This is a genomic window from Nocardia sp. CNS-044, assembly GCF_059570515.1.
This window is the reverse complement of sequence record NZ_JCANSX010000009.1, coordinates 198,868-216,608: the sequence shown is the minus strand read 5'-3', so window position 1 is coordinate 216,608 and position 17,741 is coordinate 198,868. Positions and strand designations below refer to the sequence as shown.

15 protein-coding genes are annotated in these 17,741 nt (G+C 68.7%); 5 read left to right on the top strand and 10 right to left on the bottom strand.

Annotated elements, in window-relative coordinates:
- The first annotated feature begins 62 nt into the window (after nt 1–62).
- Entirely contained in the window at nt 63–998 is a 936-nt protein-coding gene (locus T333_RS23725; protein ID WP_357248604.1) for a DUF998 domain-containing protein, read from the top strand.
- Between the two features lie 159 nt (nt 999–1,157).
- Nucleotides 1,158–1,874 carry an SDR family oxidoreductase gene (locus T333_RS23720; RefSeq protein WP_357248607.1) on the top strand — a complete coding sequence of 239 codons (717 nt, stop codon included), beginning with the start codon at nt 1,158–1,160 and terminating at the stop codon, nt 1,872–1,874.
- A gap of 268 nt (nt 1,875–2,142) precedes the next feature.
- Here T333_RS23720 and T333_RS23715 read toward each other — a convergent pair whose 3' ends face one another.
- On the bottom strand, nt 2,143–2,493 hold the full coding sequence (locus T333_RS23715; protein WP_496425875.1) for a hypothetical protein: 351 nt from the start codon (nt 2,491–2,493) through the stop codon (nt 2,143–2,145).
- 183 nt (nt 2,494–2,676) lie between these two features.
- Between T333_RS23715 and T333_RS23710 the strand changes: the two genes are divergently transcribed.
- Nucleotides 2,677–3,111, top strand: a complete 435-nt coding sequence (locus tag T333_RS23710; protein WP_355002657.1) for a VOC family protein — start codon at nt 2,677–2,679, stop codon at nt 3,109–3,111.
- Nucleotides 3,112–3,121: 10 nt separating this feature from the next.
- On the opposite strand, the gene T333_RS23705 is transcribed toward T333_RS23710, so the two are convergent.
- Nucleotides 3,122–3,988 carry an alpha/beta fold hydrolase gene (locus T333_RS23705; RefSeq protein WP_496425874.1) on the bottom strand — a complete coding sequence of 289 codons (867 nt, stop codon included), beginning with the start codon at nt 3,986–3,988 and terminating at the stop codon, nt 3,122–3,124.
- A gap of 311 nt (nt 3,989–4,299) precedes the next feature.
- Complete coding sequence (locus tag T333_RS23700) at nt 4,300–6,564, bottom strand: MMPL family transporter (protein WP_496425873.1); 2,265 nt, start codon at nt 6,562–6,564, stop codon at nt 4,300–4,302.
- Nucleotides 6,565–7,029: 465 nt separating this feature from the next.
- Between T333_RS23700 and T333_RS23695 the strand changes: the two genes are divergently transcribed.
- A complete protein-coding gene (locus tag T333_RS23695; RefSeq protein WP_496425872.1) occupies nt 7,030–8,157 on the top strand; it encodes a serine hydrolase domain-containing protein in 1,128 nt (375 codons plus the stop codon).
- 66 nt (nt 8,158–8,223) lie between these two features.
- Entirely contained in the window at nt 8,224–8,847 is a 624-nt protein-coding gene (locus T333_RS23690; protein ID WP_496425871.1) for a hypothetical protein, read from the top strand.
- Here the strand turns inward: T333_RS23690 and T333_RS23685 are convergent.
- The 7 genes from T333_RS23685 to T333_RS23655 form a co-directional block, all read right to left on the bottom strand.
- Entirely contained in the window at nt 8,844–9,515 is a 672-nt protein-coding gene (locus tag T333_RS23685; RefSeq protein ID WP_355002354.1) for an MspA family porin, read from the bottom strand. The two genes, T333_RS23690 and T333_RS23685, sit on opposite strands and share 4 nt — an antisense overlap.
- A gap of 27 nt (nt 9,516–9,542) precedes the next feature.
- Nucleotides 9,543–11,111 (bottom strand): MFS transporter, encoded by a 1,569-nt coding sequence (locus tag T333_RS23680; RefSeq protein ID WP_496425870.1) that lies wholly within the window; start codon nt 11,109–11,111, stop codon nt 9,543–9,545.
- Nucleotides 11,108–11,554, bottom strand: coding sequence for a nitroreductase family deazaflavin-dependent oxidoreductase (locus T333_RS23675; RefSeq protein WP_496425869.1), 447 nt, complete (start codon nt 11,552–11,554; stop codon nt 11,108–11,110). Before T333_RS23675 ends, T333_RS23680 begins: the two co-directional genes overlap by 4 nt.
- A 68-nt stretch (nt 11,555–11,622) precedes the next feature.
- Nucleotides 11,623–13,863 (bottom strand): MMPL family transporter, encoded by a 2,241-nt coding sequence (locus T333_RS23670; protein ID WP_496425868.1) that lies wholly within the window; start codon nt 13,861–13,863, stop codon nt 11,623–11,625.
- Nucleotides 13,864–13,961: 98 nt separating this feature from the next.
- Nucleotides 13,962–15,080 carry a cyclase family protein gene (locus T333_RS23665; protein WP_496425867.1) on the bottom strand — a complete coding sequence of 373 codons (1,119 nt, stop codon included), beginning with the start codon at nt 15,078–15,080 and terminating at the stop codon, nt 13,962–13,964.
- 1 nt (nt 15,081) lies between these two features.
- Entirely contained in the window at nt 15,082–16,728 is a 1,647-nt protein-coding gene (locus tag T333_RS23660) for an FAD-dependent monooxygenase (RefSeq protein ID WP_496425866.1), read from the bottom strand.
- Nucleotides 16,725–17,741 carry an AfsA-related hotdog domain-containing protein gene (locus T333_RS23655; RefSeq protein WP_496425865.1) on the bottom strand — a complete coding sequence of 339 codons (1,017 nt, stop codon included), beginning with the start codon at nt 17,739–17,741 and terminating at the stop codon, nt 16,725–16,727. Before T333_RS23655 ends, T333_RS23660 begins: the two co-directional genes overlap by 4 nt.

Here is a 17,741-nt window from a genome sequence, read left to right as displayed (position 1 = left end):
CGACGCTGGCGAAATCGTTTTTGGCGCAGTGTGACAGGTCGACGCGGACGCCGGATCCCGAGGTGATCGCCGCCTGGCATCGCATACTCGCCTCCGGTGGCCAGGCGAAGGTCGGCGAGCTCGCCGAATCCTCGGATGGAGCCGTAAACGGCTATGGGGTACCGGGCCTGGGGAACATTTTTCCAATCCCCGGCCTGACCGATCGGTCGATAGTGGTGTTCTCCTCGGGTGCGGTCGGCGAGCCGAACGCAACTCGAACCCCCACACTGATCGACGACAAAAGGACACGTGTCGTGACCGACACCCTCAGCCCTGAAACCACAGCACGAAATACCGGACAGCAGTCAGCGGCAACGCGAATACTGCTGGCCTGTGGAATCATCGCTCCACTGCTCAACATCAGTGTCGTTCTCGTCCTCGGGGCGATACGCCCTGACTACAACGCCTTGGTGGTCCCCGACAGCAACCTCGAACTGGGGCCTGGTGGGTGGATGCAGATAACCAACTACATCGTCACCGGAGCGCTCCTGCTCGCTTTCACCGTCGGAGTGAGGCGGCTGCTGCGTAGCGGACGTGGAAACACCTGGGTCCCCATCCTGCTCGGCATCTATGGCCTCACCTTCGTCGCCATCGGGCCTGTCCTGCCCGACCCTTCGCTGGGGTACCCACCGGGAGCGTCGGAGGAGCTGACCATTCACGGCGCCATCCATAGTCTCCTCGGTCTGGTTCAGTTCACTTCGCTGACCGCGGCTTGCTTCGTGCTCGCACGACGCGACGAGGCACTCGGAAGCCGCGGCTGGTCCCGATATTCGAAAGCCACCGGCCTTCTGGTCGCCACCTCATACGTCGCCTTCGCCCTCACCGCCAAATTGGTGGACGGGGGACCCGCAGGGCTCATTGAACGGATCGGGATCATCGCCTGCGGCATTTGGATCGCTCTGTTGGCGATCCGCCTGAGATACGCACCGAGTTCGGCACCGGTCATATCCGCATCGTAGGGCGCGGACGCCCCGGGTTTCCGGGTGCGTTACTCCCAGGAACGTTTCGGTCTGCCGGGGGCGGTCGAGGGCTTCGAGAGTGGAAGTCGCGTCGACCGATTGGCGATGCCGGTGTTCCGCCGATGTGGCGGCCACCGTGACCGACCAAGGGGAGAGAACATGACCGACTCCGTCGCCTTCGTCACCGGTGCGAGCAGCGGCATCGGACGCGCCATTGCCCGTCGGCTCGCCGCCGACGGTATGCGCGTTGTCGCCGCGGCGCGGCGTGTGGACTTATTGCACGCGCTCGCCGACGAGAGCGGAGGCGCGATCGAGCCGTGCGAACTCGACGTCACCGATCGGGAGGCCGTTCGTTCCGCCGTCGACGACGTTGTGGCGCGGCACGGCCGACTCGATGTCCTGGTCGCCAACGCGGGTGTGATGCCGCTGTCGCGGCTGGATGCGGGCCTCGTCGACGAATGGGATCGGATGATCGACGTCAACATCCGCGGTCTGCTGCACGGCATCGCGGCCGCGCTTCCGCATTTCCTCGCCCGAGACAGCGGCCATCTGGTGACGGTGGCGTCGATCGGCGCGCACGCGGTCAGTCCGACCGCGGCCGTGTATTGCGGGACCAAGTACGCCGCGTGGGCGATCACCGAGGGTCTGCGGCTGGAGGCGCCGCCCGGAATCCGGGTCACCACGATCTCGCCGGGTGTGGTGACCACCGAACTGGCCGAGTCCATCAGCGACCCGCAGGCCAAGGCGTTCATGGCCGAGTACCGTCGCGACGCGATCGCACCCGAGTCGATCGCCGATGCGGTCGCCTACGCGGTGGGCCAAGCGCCGGACGTCGACGTCAACGAGATCGTCGTCCGGCCAGTTCGCCAGCGCTGAGGCGTCAACTCTGCGGTCGCCGTCTACCGGGCGAGTAACGGGCCTGCACCCGAACACGATTCGACCGGTAGACATCGGCGCGCGGAGGGGACGAGCATGATGATCGACCCGCGATGCGGTGGGGCCTCGCCTCGGTGCGGCTCCACCTCGCGCTCGCTTTCCGCGTTCAGCACATGATCAGCGCGCGGTCGGCATCCGGGATCCAGTGTCTTCCGGCTGGGCTATCGCCGATGCGAAGGTGCTGTCGCGCTCGACGGCGCGTGATGGATCAGTCCCGGTAGATCGTCACGTAGGCGTTCGTCGCGGTCCCGATGCTCAGCGGGCCCATGCACGAGGCCGTGCCTTGGCCGGACGGGCCGAAGGAGCCACTCCACGAACCCTGGTAAGGGCCGATGGCCATGAGCGGAAAGGCGTTGGGCACGCCGTGCAGGCCGAAACACTCGACGATCAGGGCGTACTCCCGCCCGGCGGGTCCGTCGTCGTGGCACGTCGCCGTCGCGCCGACCAGGTCCCGCGTGACAACGCAGTCCTGCGGCGCGGCGTGGGCCGCACCGGATCCGAGCGTGGTAGCGAAACCCGCAACAACGGCGGCGGCAACGACAGTTGTCGTCCTTCTCATGCGAAATCCTCTCTGCCACATCGCTTCGCTGTCACCTGACCATCGATTGCCCACCGTGCGGCGTTACGGAGCACAGGGAGCGCCGGGTCTCCGGGCTGACGCGTTACCGGCGGCACGTCAACCCATGACTTCAGGTCGATGTTCGAGGGCTCGGTGACCAGCACACGCCGTTATGGTGGACCGATGGCATCGGTTAAGCAGGTCCAAATCACTTTCGACTGTGCGGAACCCGAGCGCGTCGCTCGTTTCTGGTGCGAGGTGTTGGGCTACGTCGTACCGCCGCCGCCGGAGGGGTTCGCCACGTGGGACGAAGTCGATCGCTCGCGTCCACTCGAGCGTCAGGGTTCGTCGTTCGCCTGCGTCGATCCGTCGGGAGCGGGCCCGCGACTGTACTTCCAGCGCGTTCCCGAAGGCAAGGTCGTCAAGAATCGGGTGCATCTCGATGTCCGGGTCGGCACCGGCCTCGTGGGTGAGAAGCGCCTTGCCGCACTGGAAGCCGAGTGCGCACGACTGGTCGCCCTCGGCGCGGTACGCGTGCGACTACTGTCCGCCGATGGCTACGACGAGTCGTGCATCGTGATGCAAGACATCGAGGGCAACGAGTTCTGTCTCGACTGAGGTGGCCGCCTCACAGGCTGTCGATGAATTTCATGAAGCGCGGAATCACCTGGTCCGGATTGGCCCACAGCAGATCGTGTCCAACGCCCGGGTAGGTCTCGACCTCGACGCTCGGGATGCAAGCGTGGGCACGAGCGGCCCCGTGCCCAGGATCGCTGACGATTGTCTCGGCGCCGTAGAGGATCAGGCTCGGCGCGGCGATGGCGGCCAGCTGTTCGTCGGTGAACGGCCGATCCCACGGCACTCCCGACCGGAACTTCGTCGTCGCCATGGCTACCGCGAATTCTTCGTCGGTGTGCTCGAGTCCTGGCATCAACCACTTGGTGAGCTTTCGCATGCGTTCGGGAGTCGGCCGCATGCCCGCCATCAGGAATTTGACCAGCAGCCCCACCCTCGGCCTGGCGAAGGTGGCTCCACTGGGCTCGATCATGGTGAGACTGGCCAGGCGTTCGGAGTGGTACACCGCGACCACGCCGGCCAGCCAGGCGCCGTAGGAATTTCCTGCGAGGTGCACTCGATCCGCACCGAGACCGTCGAGGACTGCGACCAGCCAAGTCGCGATGTCCTCCGCATCGCGCAGCGGCGCGGTCTGCTCACACCGCCCGGCCCATCCGATGACGTCCGGCGTGTACACCACACGGTCGCGCGACAGCTCGCCGATGAATCGGTGCCACACCATGCCGTTGCCCCCGATGCCGGGCAGCAGCACGATCGGCGCGCCCTCGGCGACTCCTGATTTGCGGACTCGTGTTGTGCCGAACGGTGTTTCGACATCGATGTCGACCGAGGGCACTGGCCATCGCGCTGCCACGGTGTCGTAAGCGCGAAAGAAATCCGCCTTCGCTTCGGCGCTGGTGAATCGCCCGATCTTCGGCACGAGCCTCCCCTTCGTCCTCGTTGCGGTATGTACGTATCATTTAACGCGGTACGAACGTACCATGGATGCGATATGCGCGTACCATTTAGATCCGTTGGGGCCGTCCTCGACTCGGGTGCCGCGCCCCGACGAAGCCCTCCGGGCGGTATCGACCGAACATTGCCGCTCGACGATCAGCGCCGAGGAAAGCTCTTGTGCTCGGGCCTTCGGCTGGGCGGCCGTTATCGATGGATCGGCGTGGTGGGCGGTTCGGTGTCGGTCGAGATGGCTCGGGGCGGGTGTGGGGGCCGAAGTTGTGACACCCGCCGTGGTTACGGCGTGGGGTCGGGACCGAATACCGCGGGCAGCTGTGTGGTGACCGGATCGGTGACCGGTGTGGTGCGGATCAGATCGACCGGGTTGGCGTTACGAGGATGCGCGTCATCGAGGACTGGTTCGCCGAGGCCGACCTTCTGCTGAATGCGTTTCAGCCATCTCGGCGCCCACCAGCAGTCGTCGCCGAGCAGTTTCATGGTCGCTGGGACCAGCAGCATGCGCAGGACCGTGGCGTCGATAACCAGCGCCGCGATCATGCCGACGGCGATGTACTGCATCATCACCAGGTCCGAGAACGCGAACGCGCCGACGACCACCAGCAGGATCAAGGCGGCGGCGGTGATGATGCGGCCGGTGTGCGCGGTGCCGATGCGCACCGCCTCGGTGGTCGAGGCGCCTTGGGCGCGGGCTTCGACCATGCGGGATAGCAGGAAGACCTCGTAGTCGGTGGAGAGACCGTAGATGATGGCCATGATGACCACCAGCACCGGCGAGGTGATCGGTTGCGGGGTGAAGTTCAGCAGCGTCGCGCCGTGGCCGTCGATGAAGATCCAGGTCAGGATTCCGAGGGTGGAACCGAGGCCGAGCGCGCTCATCAGTGCGGCCTTGATCGGCAGCACCAGCGATCCGAAAGTCAGGAACATCAGCACCGTCGTGACCAGCACGACCAGGGCGACCATCCACGGTATCCGCGACAGCAGAGTGTCGACACTGTCCTTCTGCAGGGCGGGCATACCGCCGACGAGCATGCGCACGGACTCGGGCTGTGGCAGGTCACGCAGGTAATCGATGGAGGGCCCGGCGTCGCTGGAGTCGGTGAGCGCGGCGGTGGTGCGGAAGACCTCGGGTTGTGTGGTCGATCGGGTCGGCACACCGAAGGGCGCGGCCAGGCCGGGTGCGGTGTTGGCTTGTTTCCACAGCGCGCCGACCGCGTTGGTGTCGTCGGAGACGAAGACCAGTTCGAGGGGATCGGATTTGCGGAGCGGGAAGAGCCGGTCGAATTCCTGTTGGGCCAGGCGTGTCGGATTGTCCGGCGGCAGGTACTTCTCGCTGAGTCCGCCGAATGCCAGATTGCCGATGGGCAGGATCAGCAGCACGAGCCCGAGCATCAGTGGGACCAATACTTTGACCGGGTGGCGCATGACCCAGCGGGTGCTGCGACCCCAGAACCCGTTCTCGACCTCCTCGGCGGGTCTGGTCCGGCGAAACCGCTTGATACCCAGCATGTCCACGCGCGGACCGAGGACCGCCAGCATCGCGGGCAGGATCGTGATGGCGGTCAGGGCCGCCATCGATACCGTGGCGATCGCGCCGTAGGCGAAGGATTTCAGGAATCCTTGGGGGAACAGCAGCATTCCGCCGACGCTGGCGACGATCATTGTCGCGGAGAAGACAACAGTGCGCCCCGCGGTCATCACGGTGCGCCGCACGGCGGCGGGAGTGTCGTAGCCTTCGGCGAGTTCTTCGCGGAACCGGCTGACGATGAACAGTCCGTAATCGATGGCGAGGCCGAACCCGATCATCGAAACCACCGCGGAGACAAACGAGTTGACCTCGGTGAACTCGGTGAGGAACTTGACGATGCCGAAGGCGCCGAAGACCGTCAGCCCGCCCACGACCAACGGCAGCGCCGCGGCGACGAGACCGCCGAAGACGAAGAACAACAGCAGTCCGACGACGGGGAAGGCCAGCAGCTCCATCCGGTGGATGTCGTCGGCGATGGTGTCGTTGAGTGCGCCGGCGACCGGCTGCAACCCGCTCACCCGCACATCGACGCCTGCGATGTCGAAGGCGCCTTTGACAGCTCGGTAGTTGCGGATCATCGTCGTGTCGTCGTCGCCGCGCAGGGCGATGGCCGCGAAGGCGTGCCCGCGATCGTCGGTCGCGAGCCGGGGGCCACTGATCTTGCCGGTTTCGGTACGCCAGTAGGCGGCGGTGATGCCGGAGATCTGCTCCGGGTATCGCCGCGGTAGGTCGTTGAGGCTCGCGACGACCTTGGCCGAGAAATCGGGGTCGTCGACGGTCTGCCCCGCGGGCGCGGTGTAGCGGACGAGCACATCACCTTCGTGGTTGCGCCCGAACGCCGCATCGGCCAGCCGCGCGGCTTCCGAAGACTCCGAGGTCGGGTCGAACATTCCGCCCGAACTCAGATGATCCGCGAGCCCGGCCCCGTAACCGGCCAAACCGAGCATGCCCGCGGCCACCACCCCGATGACCACGAACCGGATCCGCGAGACCAAGCCGCCCCACCACGCGAACACTCACACCACCGCCACAATGCGCGCGGTAAGCACTCGTTCGATGCGTTCTGCAACGGCGATGCCCCCGAAACGCACCTTTTCGATCGTGCCTATCCGCATGAGGCCAGCACCCTTCCCGCCGTTGAACCCACCCGATGTGCTTCCCCGCCAACGGCTCTCACAATTTTCGAGTTCCCAGGAGGCGCGCATTCTCAGGAAAGAATCAGGGTTACCGGCCGCATGGACAGGCGATCGCGAGGCTCGCCGCAGGAGCGCTGCGGACACCGCTGAAGGCGACTTCGAAACATCGACCGCCGATCGGGCGGTGGGAAATCGCGGACCGGAGGGGGCTACCTCGAGCGCTCGACATGAGGGAGGCTGGGGGTGGGACTTCGGACGTTCGAGAACTGTTCGCTCTGTATCCGATCCCTGTGATCGCCGGATTCACGTCGGTGATCGCGGTGGGGTCGGGGGAGAGGGGAGATCATGCGCTGGTTCGTGGTGGTGGTTGTTCTGGTCGCGTCGATGGTGTGGGCGGGGCCGAGTCCCGTCGGGGCGGAACCGGGGGTCGAGGCGAATTGGCAGTCGGAGCTGGATCGGGTCGTGGTCGCCTCGGGTGTGCCGGGCGCGCAGCTGGTGGTGAGCGGCGACTCGGGCGAGACGCGGCTCAACAGCGGGGTCGGCGATCTCGGCACCGGGGCCCCGTTCCCCGACGACGCGCGGGTGCGCGTCGCGAGCAACACGAAGTCGTTCGTGGCCGCCGTCGCCTTGCAGCTGGTCGGCGAGCGGCGTGTCGAGCTGGACTCGCCGATCGATGCCTACCTGCCTGGCGTGGTCACCGGGCCCGGGGGTGACGGGCGCCGCATCACCGTGCGCAATCTGCTCCAGCACACCAGCGGCATCCCCGATTACCTGGACGAGGTGGATCTCGACAGCGTGGCGGGCATGCAGCGGTACCGTCCGGCGTCCGAGCTGATCCGAACCGCGTTGGACCGACCGGCCGAGTTCGAGCCGGGCGCCCGATGGGGGTACTCCAACACCAACTATCTGATCATCGGCTCGTTGATCGAACGGCTGACCGGCCTGCCGGTAGGCGTCGAGGTGACGCGCCGGATCATCCTGCCGCTCGGACTGCAGGAGACCTACTGGCCGCTGTATCCGCTGGAGCAGGTGGTGCGGGGGCCGCATCCCCGCAACTATCTCGTCGTCGGAGGGGAACGCGTCGACATCACCGACATCGACCCGAACTGGGGACTCCCCGACGGCGCGATCGTCGCCAGCGGACGGGACTTGAACCGCTTCTTCATGGCGCTGATCACCGGCCGGGTTGTCGCGCCCGCGCAGCTCGAGCAGATGCGCACGACGATTCCCAGCGGGGTGCCGTTGCTCGACCAGGAGGTCGGACTCGGGCTGTTCCGCAGGGTGAATCGGTGCGGCATCGAGACGTGGGGCCACGGCGGCTCGATCGCGGGCAGCAGCGTGGTGGGCGCGGCCACCGACGGGCACGCGGTCACCATCGCGATGAATCAGCTCCCCAACATCATCACCACGCTCACTCCGCACGGGGGAGTGCAGGACGTGATCGACATGGTCCTGTGCGACCTCGCCCGGTGAGCGCCGCGCGAGACGCGATGCGGCGAAACCGCTGTGCGCCGATCCGCGACGGCGCATGATGCGGGAGTGGACGAGGCAACGTACCGGGAGACCAGGAACTCCCTGCACGGGACGGCGGAGCTGCTGATCGCCGGGCCGCAGTACCGGCGCGACGGCACGATCCGGTTGCGGGTGGTGCTCGGCGGGTTCGGCGGGGCGCGGCTGCCGGTGTCGGTGGTCGGCGCCAGCCTGGTCGGACCGTTCGGCCGCGCGCCGTTGACCGGCACCTACCGCCAGCTGGCCGACGCGGCGAACCTCGAGCCGGGCGCACCCGAGGGCGTGTACGCCGACACCACCGGACGCGGCCTCGACGACGAAGTGCGCGTCGAGGAGGAGGCCGCGGCCGTGATCGCCGACTGGTTCGCCATCGGAGACGCCGCCCTGCGCTGCCTCGCGCCCGACATCACCCCGGTCCTGTGGCCCGAGCATTTCGACCTGTCCAGCACGCTGGACGAGGTCAATTTCGGTGTGTCCCCAGGGGATTCGTCCCACCCGGGCCCTTACGCGTATGTCGGCCCGTGGACCCCGCGCACCGGCCCCTACTGGAACGAATCGTTCGGTGCCTCGCGCCCGCGCGACCAGGTGCCCACCGTCGCGCGATTACTGGATTTCTTCGAGGAAGGCAGAGCTCGCGCCGTCGCGACCGACTAGCCGAGGCTGAACGGCGCGCCCCAGACGGTGAGGTGGGAGGCGACGTTCGCGGTCTCGATCTCGACTCGGATGAAGGCTCGGGCTTGGGCGTAGCCCGCGCATCCGGTCAGTGCGATGGTGGAGTCGGCCCACGTGACCGAGGCGGTGTTACCGCGAAAACGGTTGACGGGCTTGTGGTCTTCGTTGCCGAAGTCGTCGGGGACCTCGACGTCCAGCAGGTAGAACGAGCGGGTCTGGCCGGGGCCGAGCGAGAGCGCGCCACCGGACTCCGCGCCGACGTTCGGGCGGACGTTCTGCGGATCGCGCCAGCTGAGGCCGCCCTCCACGCCCCCTTCCACCCCGCCGCCGGAGATGTCCACCTGACAGCCGACGGTGTAGCCGGGGATGAGTTTGCCGCCCGGCCGGTCGCCCGCGCCGGTCACCTCGACGTGCGCGCTGCCGGACACCCAGGCGTTGCGGTGCAGCGGCGTCCCGCCGAGCGAGGGGTTGATGGTCACCGATTCGCCGGTCAGGCGCACGGTGACCACCGTCCCGTCCATGAGCGTCTGCACTTGGTGGGCGCCGGGTAGCGGCACCACCACGTCGGCGCCCGCGGTGCCGCAGGCCAGCGCGGCGACACCCGTCGCCACGACCGCCGTGGCTCGTCCGATCTGTTTGCGGCAGTTCATGATTCCCCTTCGATCTCGGCCCGCCCGTCAGGGCAGGGCGGGTGCGTCGTCGTGTTCGGGTGCGGCCGGATCCTGGACGAAATCCTGACGGCGGATCAGGAAAAGCGCGGCGGCGCCGACGATCACGCTGGCCAGCCCGCCGATGGTCGCCACGGCGTGCAGGCCGGACACGAAGGCCCGGTGCGCGGCGTCGGTCAGCTCGGCCGCGTGGGCGGCCGAGGTTTCGGTGGTGAGCCGGTCGATGGATCCGGCCGCGACCGCGTCCACCGCGGCGGCGGGCACCGGCTGGCCGGACAGACTGTCGGCGATCCGCGCGTGCGCGACCGCACCGAGCGCCGCGACGCCGAGTGCCGAACCCACTTGCTGGAAGGTCTCGTTCACGCCCGAGCCCATGCCGGAGTCCTCCGGCGCGACGATGGCGACCGAGGCGTTGGCCCGCGGCGGATTGAACAGCCCCATACCGATACCCGCGACCAGGAACGGCACCAGGGCGGCGGTCCAGTCGTCCTCCGGGCCGATGGCGTTGAGCAGCAGGAACCCGATACCGGTGAGGATCAGCGCCGCGCCGATCAACCGGTTGGTCGCGACCCGCACACTCAACACGCCGCCGAGCACGCCCGCCACCAGCAGCATCGCGGTGAGCGGCAGGAAGCGCAGTCCGGTCTCGATGGCGGAGTGGCCGAGCACGCCCTGCATCCACAGCACCCCGAACAGGATCACCGGGATGACAGCGAAATTCAGGACGAACGTCGCGGCCGAGAGTGCGTCGAAGGTGCGGTTGGCGAACAGCCCCAGATCGAGCATGGGATGCTTGCCGCGGCGCTGCACCAGCACGAACGCGGCGACCAGCACGAGGCAGCCGGTGAAGCACAGGATGGTCGAACCCGCTGTCCATCCGGCGACCGGACCGCGAATGATGCCGTACACCAACAGGAACAGCGCCGCCGAGAACAGTACGAGCCCGGCCCGATCCACCGGCCTGCCGCCCCGGCGCGCGCTCTCGGGCACCTTCGCCAGCACCACTAGCAATGCCACCAGCCCGGTCGGCACGTTGAGGTAGAACACCCAGCGCCAATCGATTTCGGTGAGCGCACCGCCGACCAGCGGACCGGCGGCGACCGAGATCCCGGTCGTCATGCCGAACAGGCCGAACGCGGTACCGCGCTCCTTGCCGGTGAAGGCCGCGGCGAGCATGGCGGGGCCGACCGCGTAGAGGATCGCCGCGCCGACGCCCTGGACGCCGCGAGAGAGGTTCAGCAGCAAGGGAGTTCCCGCGACGCCGCAGGCGACCGACGCGGCAGTGAAGACCACGAGACCACCGGCGAACAAACTGCGCCTGCCCATTCGGTCCGCCAGTGAGCCGCTGGTCAGCAGGAACGCGGCCATGCCGAGCGCGTAGGCATCCACCACCCATTGCAGCGCGCCGAAGCTCGCCGACAGATCGGCCTGGATGGCGGGCAGCGACACGTTCACCACCGTGATGTCCAGGGTGAGCATGAACGTGGAGACGCAGACGGTGGCGAGCACCCACCACCGGCTCGGATCGCGAATCGTCTCGAGCGCCGCCGAACTCGCCGCGGGGCGGGTGGTGGTCATGGGGTCTCGCTCCAGCCGTGCAGTAGGAAGACGGGGTGTCGGTGCGCCTCGGCGGTGAACACGCCGGGCGCCGAGCGCGGCGAGGCGTCGAAGTACGGCATCGTCACCGGCGCCTTCTTGACGTACTGGTGCAGCACGTGGCCCGCGCGGTCGCCGTGCACCGATTCCGCCCACACCCGCTGTTCGTCGTGGCCGCGGCGCAACACGACGACGTCGCGTTCGCGCAGGTTGTGCACCCAGCCCACCTCCCCGTAGGGGGAGACGAGCCACCGCTGTCCGTCGAATTCGATGATGCGCACCGGGTTTCGGCGCGTGAGGCCGCTGCGCCGTCCGATGGTCTCCAGGATGTACATGCCGTCCGGTCCCGCGCCGCGCGCGGCCAACGCCATCACGACGCGGTTCAGGATCTTGCGGACCGGACCGGCTTGGTACTTCGCTGCCATGAGCTATGTCCTTCCGGGGCGGCGGGCCCGGCCAGAGGAGTCGACCGGGCCCGCCACGAAACCGACGATCACCGCGACAGCGCTGTCGAGGTCGCCGCCGTGGTGCCGAGCGCATCTGCCGGTTCGATGCCACTCGGCCGGCCGGCACCGCCGGGTTCCGGAGCCACGTCGGCTCCAGGTTCGGGAATTCCGTACTTCTGCCACCAGGCGGCCAGCGGCTTCGGCGCCCACCAGGCCTTGTCGCCGAGCAGCCGCATCGTGGCGGGCACCAGCAGGCCGCGCACGATGGTGGCGTCCAGGAAGATGGCGAGCACCAAGCCGACGCCGATCATCTTCACGATGGTGATGCCGGAGAACACGAAGGCGCCGAGCACCACCGCGAGCAACAGCGCGGCGCTGGTGATCAGTCGCGCGGTGTGCCGCACGCCGAAGGCCACCGACTCCACCGGATCACCGCTGCGCAGGTAGTGCTCGCGGATGCGCGCCAGCAGGAACACCTCGTAGTCCATGGCCAGACCGAAGGCGATCGCCATGATCATCATCGGCATGTTCGCGTCCATGAAGCCCGCCGGAACGAAATTCAGCGGGCCGGAAAGGAATCCGTACTGGAAGATGAGCGCGACGATGCCGAAGGTGGCGAACAGCGACAGCAGGTTCATCAGCACCGACTTCAGCGGAAGCAGCACCGAGCCGAAGGCGAGGAACAGCACCGCGAACGAGACCACCGTGACGATCAGCAGCATCCACGGCAGCCGCTCGGCGAGCATGTCGAGCAGGTCGGCCACCGCCGCCGGGCGGTTGGTGAACGACGAGGTCGACTCGGCGGGCGGTTCGACGGCCCGCAGCTCGCGCACCACGTCGCGGATCGGCGCGTCCATCGAGTCCAGCGAGTAACCGAGCGTGACGCGGGCCAGGTCGCCCGCCGTGCCGGTGACGGCGGCGCTGTCCACGCCCTGCACCGCCCGCAGGCGGTCGAGGTAACCCGAAAGCGCCTGCTGGGCTTGCGGACTCGCGGCATCACCGGGCATGTCGACCACCGCGGTGATCACCTTGGTCGGATCGAGCGGGAAGTCCCGATCGAGTTCCTCGGAGACGACCCGGCTGTCGGTGCCCGCGGGCAGCGCCCAGTCGGCGGGCCGCGACCAGGTCGCGCCGAACAGCGGCAGACCGAGCAGCACCAGCACCAGGCCGATGCTGCCCGCGGCGAGCACCGGACGGCGCATGACCGCGTGCGCGACCTTGTACCAGCGCGCGCCAGGCTCGCCGCCGCGCTTGCCGAACGACGGCAGCGGGATCCGCAGCGAGTTGATGCGCAGGCCCGCGAAACGCAGCAGGGCGGGCATCACGATGAGCGCGCCGAGCACCGCGAACAGCACCACGCTGACGCCGGAGTAGCCGAGTGAAGTGAGGAACCGCGACGGGAAGATCACCAGGCCGCCGAGGGTGACCGCGACGGTGATGCCGGAGACGGCGACGGTGCGACCCGCGGTGGCCATGGTGGTGCCGATGGCGTCGTCGACCGTGCGGCCCGCGGCCAGCTCGTCACGGAATCGGTTGACGATGAGCAGCGCGTAGTCGATGGCCAGACCCAGACCGAGCAGGACGACCAGGTTGATCGAGAAGGTGGACAGGTCGGTGAACGTGCCGACCACCCGCAGCACCGCGAGCGAGCCGACCGAGACCACCACGCCGACCGCGAGCGGCAGCGCCGCGGCGATCGCGCTGCGGAAGATGACGATCAGCAGGATCAGCAGCAGCGGGAACGAGATCAGCTCGGCGCGCGCGAGGTCTTCCTCGGTGATGTCGTTGAACTGGTCGTTCACCGCGACCAGGCCGCCGAAGCGGACCTCGAGACCGGGCTGGTCGAAGAGGTGCTCGATCTCGCGCCACACCACGACCCGGTCTTCCTCGATCTGGCCGGGCAGCTGCATGGAGATGTAGGTCTTGTGCCGGTCGGCGGAGACGAAGTCCGGGGAGCCGGTGGTCCAGAACGTCTCCAGCCAGGTGTAGGAGCTGCGCGGGACCTTGGCGACCGCGTCCTCGACCCGCGCGCGGTAGCGCGGATCGTCGACAGTCATCTCCGCGCTCTCGTACATGACCACCACGTCGGCGACGTGCCTGCCGAGGGTGGTCTCCAAGATCTCGTCCGCGTGGGACGACTCGCTGGTCGGATCGTCCAGCCCGGCGCCGCCGCCGAGCAGGTTTCCCGCGCCCGAACCCCAGAGACCGCCGAGCAGGATGAACAGAACGGTGCCTACCACCACCCATCTGCGATGGGCGGCGGACCACCTGCCGAGTTTCTCGAACACGATTCCTCCACCTATATAGAGTCGAACTATCCACTACAGGTAGTGCTGCTATCTATTTCTGGAATGCTACGGCGGGTTGCCAAGCGCGGCAACAGCAATCAGACGAAGGCCAGCGCCCGCACCGGCGCGCCGAAGCCGCCACGCAGCTTCGCGGCGCCGACCACGAGGGTCGCTCCGCGTTCCGGGACCGTGTCCAGGGCGGCCAGGTTCTCGATGCCGTACCGGCCGGAGCGCAGCAGCATTCGGTGCACCATCGGCTCGAATCGGGTGCCGACGTCCAGGCTGCTGGTGTCGGTGCCGAAGCCGACGATGGAGCGTTCGGTGAGCAGGAATTCGGCGGCGTCGGGGCCGATGCCGGGAATCAGCAGGGCCAGCCGCAGCGGGTCGAAGGGCAGGTAGGCGGCGGGATCGTGGACGCGGTGATACCAACCGGTGTCCATCGCGACGAACGCGCCGTCGGGGATGCGGCCGTTGCGCCGCTCCCAGTCGAGCAGGTCCTCCACGTGCAGTTCGGTGGTGGTGTCCTGGGCCGCCCGCTCGGCGATGCGGACGACACACAGCGGCGCGACCAAGTTCTCCACCGGGATCGCGTCGGCGCGTGCCAGGCCGCGCTGGGAGTGGGCGGGCACGTCGATGTGAGTTCCGGTGTGCTCGTTCATGGTCCACTCGGCCGTGTTGAAGCCGATGATCTCCTCGAACATCACCTGACGCTGCACCGGCTGGCGCACGTACAGGTTGAACACCGGGAAATCCGGCCCCACCGCGTGGGTCAGGTCGCGCACGGAGAAACCGCTCAGGTTCAGTGGTTGCGCCTGGGCGCGCGGCGCGCCGATCGCCCCGGCGGCGGCCGACGCGCCCGCGATGCCGAGCGCCGCGCCCAGAGCGGTGCGCAGCGCGCGGCGACGGCCCACGCCCTCGGCGGCGACCGCGCCGCGGCTGTGCGTCACCGAGGCACTGTGCTCATGTGGGGCTCGCGCACCGTGTCCGTTGTGCGCGGCGCTGTGGCCGTGGTGCGATGGGGCGCTGCGCTCGTGGTGCGATGGGGCGCTGCGCTCGTGGTGCGGTGGGCCGCTGAGTTCGTGGTGCGCGCCCGCGTGCCCGTGGTGGGCGGTGGCGTGATCGTGGTGCGCGCCTGTGCCGTGTCCGTGCCCGCCGCACAGGTCGTCGTGCGGCGGCGCCTCGGCCAGGGCGGCGGCGAGGATCTGTGGGGAACACATGTCAGGGGACCTTCCGTCCGAGCAGGGTGGGCGCGGCATCGTGCGGTGCGCGGAACCCGGGTAGCTTGCCGAGCAGGTCGTCGAGGTCGAGTGTGGGTGAGGCGTCGGCGACATAGCCGTCCGGTCGGATCGCGATGAGCTTGCAGCCCGCGAGCTCGTGCTTCGGTGCGAAGCCGGGCGGGGCGTAGAACACCTCGCCGAGGTCGGGCGCGGTCGTCGCCGACGGGTCGCCTGGTACGACGACGTGCAATCGGAACGGCAAGCCCGACTCGTGGATTCGCGCGCGCAGCGTCGACACCCGCCGGGCGTCGTCCGCCGACGGCGTCGCGTCGAGCGCCGCGAGCAGCACGTGGCCCGGGGCGGAGAGCAACCGGCGCAGGCCGGTCGCCGCGCCGTCGGGGCCGATGAGCGCCGCCTCCGGAATCGCGCGCCCGAGCGCCCGGCGGCCGCCGCGCTTGCCGACGGCGGGGCTGTGCCGGTAGTCGAGCTCGTACTGGGCCAGCGAGGGCACCAGCCGCTTCTCCAGCAGCCCACTGCGACTCAGGGTCCCGAGCACCAGGTCGCGCACCGCGCGCCCCGGACGCGAACCCACGGTCCACAGTTTGGTCTGGCGGTCGGCGGCCTGGATCACCTCGCGCGCGATCGGCATCCGCTCGGACTCGTACCCGGCCAGCAGCACGTCGGCGTCGGCGCCGCCGCTGATGATCGCCGCCAGCTTGCCGCCGAGATTGGCCGCGTCCTGGATGCCGGTGTTGAGGCCTTGGCCGCCCGCCGGACTGTGCACGTGCGCGGCGTCGCCCGCCAGCACGCAGCGGCCCTCGCGGAAGGCGGCCGAATGCCGCATGTGCACCAGAAACCTGGTGGCCCACTGGAGTTCGTGGATGCGGATGGGGTAGGGCGCGCGCTTGTCGGCCAGCTGTTGCAGGTCGTCCACGGTGGGCGCGGCGTCCGGGTCGCCGCCGATGCCGCTGGCGTCGGCGAAGACCCGCACCTGACCGTCCGGCAGCGGCACGACCACGAGCACACCGTCGGGGTGCAGGTGGTAGTGCGCCTCGCCCGGCGGCACCGGCGCCGTGATGACGCCGTCGCCCAGCGTGTAGGACTGCGGATAGGTGCTGCCCTCGAAGGTGATGCCGCTCAGGGTGCGCACCGCGCTGTGCGCACCGTCGCAGCCCACCACCCACTGGGCGGTGAGTCGTTCGGCTTCCTCGCCGCGGCGCAGCAGCACCTCGACGTGCTCGCCCCGATCGGTCAGCTCCACCAGTTCGGTGCGCCACTCCACCGGCACGCCGAGCGTCCGAAGGTGCTCCACCAGAACGGATTCCACCGACGGCTGGGTGATGATCAGCGGCTCGGCGTCGTTGCCGGTCTGCGGTCCGAAACGCACCTGCGCGACGGGACGTCCGCCGGAGAAGTAGCGGGCGGCGGTCATCGGCAGGCCTCGCGCGCGCACCGCGTCACCGGTGCCGTGGCGGTCGAGCACATCCAGCGCGCCGTCCCACATCGTCAGTGCGCGAGCCTGATTCGCGGGCCTGTCGATGGCGCGATCGATGATCCGGCAGGTCAGTCCGTGCCTGCGGAGTTCGGTGGCCAGTGCCAGACCGGTCGGCCCCGCGCCGACCACCAGCACGTGCAGTGTGTCACTCATGACGGCTGCTCCGTCCGGTTCAGGTAGCTGTCCTCGCAACCGGTCAGCTCGGCGAGCTCCAGCGTGCCGACGGTGAGGACCCGGTCGAACTGGCGCAGTTCCAGATCGATGCGGGCCGTGCCCGGCCGGGTCGGATCCAATGGCGTGCAACGGCATTCGATCGGCGCGCCGAACTCGGCGAACTGGGTGAAGCGGGACGAGCAGGACACGACCGTGGCGTTCGGCGTGCCGAGCATGCCCTCGCGGACCGCGGTGTCCAGCGCGGCCTGCCGGAACGCCTCGATGATGAACGGGCCCGGCACGTGGTCGTAGTCGTGGTCGAACAGCGCCGGGTGGCGGCGATCGGGCAGCAGCGGATAGTCCCAGGCGGGACCGACCGCGACCGGCGCGCCGATCACCACGTTGCGCGAGTCCCGCCGCCCGACGGCCGCGGCGGGCAGCGGCGCGGCCGTGTAATCGGGCCCGCCCGCGGGGACCCGCCCGAGCTGGTACGCCCGCAGCGCCTCGTAGTCGGCGCGGGCCAGGAAGACCACATCGGCGCTCAATTCCATGGCGGCCCGGCCCCCGACGACGAGTTCGCCCGCCAGCGTCAGGTCGCTGAAATCGGCGCCGCGATCGACCCGCGAGACGATCTCGTAGCGCAGAATGCCCTCCAGCGGCGACTTCTCGTCGTCGCGGAAGGCCTCCCGGTCGGTGACCGCGAAGTCGTAGCGCTGCATGCTGAACGGCAGCCCCACCGGGACGCCGACGTGCCGGTGCAGGACCACGAACGAGCCCTGCCGCGCGGCCTCTGCCATCGCGAACGGGTCGTGGTAGACGGTGGTCCTGTCGTACCAGAGGCTGTGCGCGCGCGGGATCTGCAACGCCGTGTAGAAGGTGGAGTCGCCGTCGGCGACCGAGTCGGCGACGAACACCTCACCGAGCGCGCGGCGGTGCGCCTCGGCCCGCGGTACGGTGCGATCGAAACTCAGCGCGGAAGGCGCTGCCGGGAAACGGATCTCGGTCTCTGTCAT